2 protein-coding genes and 9 tRNA genes are annotated in these 2,149 nt (G+C 40.6%); 10 read left to right on the forward strand and 1 reads right to left on the reverse strand.

Going from position 1 to position 2,149, the window contains the following annotated elements:
- Positions 1-334: 334 nt before the first annotated feature.
- Positions 335-448, reverse strand: coding sequence for a cortex morphogenetic protein CmpA (gene cmpA, locus V7083_RS21650; protein ID WP_335481982.1), 114 nt, complete (start codon positions 446-448; stop codon positions 335-337).
- A 99-nt stretch (positions 449-547) separates the two neighbouring features.
- On the opposite strand from cmpA, the gene V7083_RS21655 reads away from it, so the two are divergent.
- The 10 genes from V7083_RS21655 (at position 548) to V7083_RS21700 (ending at position 2,060) form a co-directional block, all read left to right on the forward strand.
- Positions 548-1,021 carry a SprT family protein gene (locus V7083_RS21655; RefSeq protein ID WP_335481984.1) on the forward strand — a complete coding sequence of 158 codons (474 nt, stop codon included), beginning with the start codon at positions 548-550 and terminating at the stop codon, positions 1,019-1,021.
- A gap of 106 nt (positions 1,022-1,127) precedes the next feature.
- Positions 1,128-1,202: transfer RNA gene (locus tag V7083_RS21660), tRNA-Asn, on the forward strand.
- Between the two features lie 4 nt (positions 1,203-1,206).
- Positions 1,207-1,294, forward strand: a tRNA-Ser gene (locus V7083_RS21665).
- A 17-nt stretch (positions 1,295-1,311) separates the two neighbouring features.
- Positions 1,312-1,383 (forward strand) — tRNA-Glu (locus tag V7083_RS21670).
- 53 nt (positions 1,384-1,436) lie between these two features.
- Positions 1,437-1,511, forward strand: a tRNA-Gln gene (locus tag V7083_RS21675).
- Between the two features lie 6 nt (positions 1,512-1,517).
- Positions 1,518-1,602, forward strand: a tRNA-Leu gene (locus tag V7083_RS21680).
- A gap of 62 nt (positions 1,603-1,664) precedes the next feature.
- Positions 1,665-1,750 (forward strand) — tRNA-Leu (locus V7083_RS21685).
- Between the two features lie 60 nt (positions 1,751-1,810).
- Positions 1,811-1,887: transfer RNA gene (locus V7083_RS21690), tRNA-Arg, on the forward strand.
- A gap of 8 nt (positions 1,888-1,895) precedes the next feature.
- A tRNA-Pro gene (locus V7083_RS21695) sits at positions 1,896-1,972 on the forward strand.
- A 14-nt stretch (positions 1,973-1,986) separates the two neighbouring features.
- Positions 1,987-2,060 (forward strand) — tRNA-Gly (locus tag V7083_RS21700).
- Positions 2,061-2,149: the final 89 nt, after the last annotated feature.

A 2,149-nucleotide genomic window follows, 5' to 3' on the forward strand; every position in this document is an offset into this window, starting at 1 on the left:
CTGAAAAAGTGATAGCTCTAGAAAAAAGGGAATATAGAAGGTCCCTACGTTCCTGAAAAAGTGATGGCTCAAAAAAAGTGGAACTATAGAAGGCCGCTATATTCCCCAGTAAACTATTAAGCGTTCTAAGTTTGGGGACTCAACGAAAATTTCATCATCAAAAAAGCGCAGCGGTATGCCTTACAAAACAACCTCAAATACAAAGTTACAATTACAATCAAATAAAACAAATCAAAAAGGTCCCTTAAAAAGACTAATCAGCATTAACTAGCAATATCAAGAATAGACCCATATAAAAGAAGAAAAGTACAATTGAAAAAGAACGATTCAATCTCTAAGAATCATGCTTCTTCCTGTAAAAAAACCAGCATTGGTTTAAAAGTTTAATTTGATATCGGTTCTTTTCATAAAAAGCCCTTTTCATTTGGTTTTGAAACCAAGTTGGCATAATAAAACCTCCTGAAAGTGATGGTATCCTCATTAATTGTATATACAATATATGCTATAATAGGTTGTCACGTTCGCAAACAAAGTAAGGAGAATAAATATGGAAGATTCGGAACTTCAAAAGCTGGTGGAGAAGATTTCAAATGAGGTATTCGGGATACCGTTTAAACATCAAGCTATATTTAATCCTAGGCTTAGATCCACTGGTGGAAGGTATCTTCTAAAATCCCATAACATTGAAATAAATAAGAAGTATCTAGAACAGCTTGGAAGACAAGAGTTAATAGGGATTATAAAACACGAACTTTGCCATTATCACCTTCACCTTGGGGGAAAAGGGTACCAGCATCGTGATAGGGACTTTAAAGTATTGTTAAAAAAAACGGGGGCGCCAAGATTTTGTAATCAACTGCCTGAAGTGAAAAAGAAACGAACAATAAAAAAGATAGTTCTATACAAATGTACAAAATGTAATCTTCCTTATAAAAGAAAAAGACAGATTGATACAAGCCGATATGTTTGCGGTAAATGCAAAGGGAGATTAGAAAAAGTGGATGAAAGCTTCGTAAATTAAATACATTTATTTCCTGTTAAAATCGTGTTGACTTTAGCGAGCAACGTCATTATAATGTAAAGAGTCGATAGGGCAAACGCCTTATTAACGAAAAGAGTATCGTTATTCCGCAGTAGCTCAGTGGTAGAGCTATCGGCTGTTAACCGATCGGTCGTAGGTTCGAGTCCTACCTGCGGAGCCATTTTGGGGAAGTACTCAAGAGGCTGAAGAGGCGCCCCTGCTAAGGGTGTAGGTCGCGTGAGCGGCGCGAGGGTTCAAATCCCTCCTTCTCCGTAGAAGAATATTATTTTGGCCCCTTGGTCAAGCGGTTAAGACACCGCCCTTTCACGGCGGTAACACGGGTTCGAATCCCGTAGGGGTCATCAGGAATGGGGAATGAAATGAACTTCATTTCCTGTTTCTTTCCTAAATATTTTGGGCTATAGCCAAGTGGTAAGGCAACGGACTTTGACTCCGTCATTCGTTGGTTCGAATCCAGCTAGCCCAGCCATTATTTGCGGGTGTGGCGGAATTGGCAGACGCACCAGACTTAGGATCTGGCGCCGCAAGGCGTGGGGGTTCGACTCCCTTCACCCGCACCACTAATTTCCAGTTGATATTTATATCAAAATGTGGTATGATAAATTTTGTCGCTAATCGAAACGCGGTCGTGGCGGAATGGCAGACGCGCTAGGTTGAGGGCCTAGTGGGGGCAACCCCGTGGAGGTTCAAGTCCTCTCGGCCGCACCAAAAAAGATGTTGACAAAATTAAATGCTTTTGATATTATATAAAAGCTGATTTAAATAAATGCGCCCGTAGCTCAATTGGATAGAGCGTTTGACTACGGATCAAAAGGTTATGGGTTCGACTCCTTTCGGGCGCGCCATAGTATTACGGGAAATAGCTCAGCTTGGTAGAGCACTTGGTTTGGGACCAAGGGGTCGCAGGTTCGAATCCTGTTTTCCCGACCATTATAAAAATATATGCGGGTGTAGTTTAGTGGTAAAACCACAGCCTTCCAAGCTGTTGTTGTGGGTTCGATTCCCATCACCCGCTCCATTGATCTTTGAAAACTAAACAAACAAGAACGTCAACAAACAATAATATTCATTTCGTTAGAAATGAAGCCAAAGCCAACGTTTTATTTT

Source organism: Bacillus sp. JJ1764, assembly GCF_036962145.1.
Lineage (GTDB): Bacteria > Bacillota > Bacilli > Bacillales > Cytobacillaceae > Neobacillus.

Excerpts from the sequence above, each read along its gene's own strand:
- cmpA (WP_335481982.1), bottom strand. The coding sequence starts at position 448 with ATGCCAACTTGGTTTCAAAACCAAATGAAAAGGGCTTTTTATGAAAAG.
- V7083_RS21655 (WP_335481984.1), top strand. The coding sequence starts at position 548 with ATGGAAGATTCGGAACTTCAAAAGCTGGTGGAGAAGATTTCAAATGAG.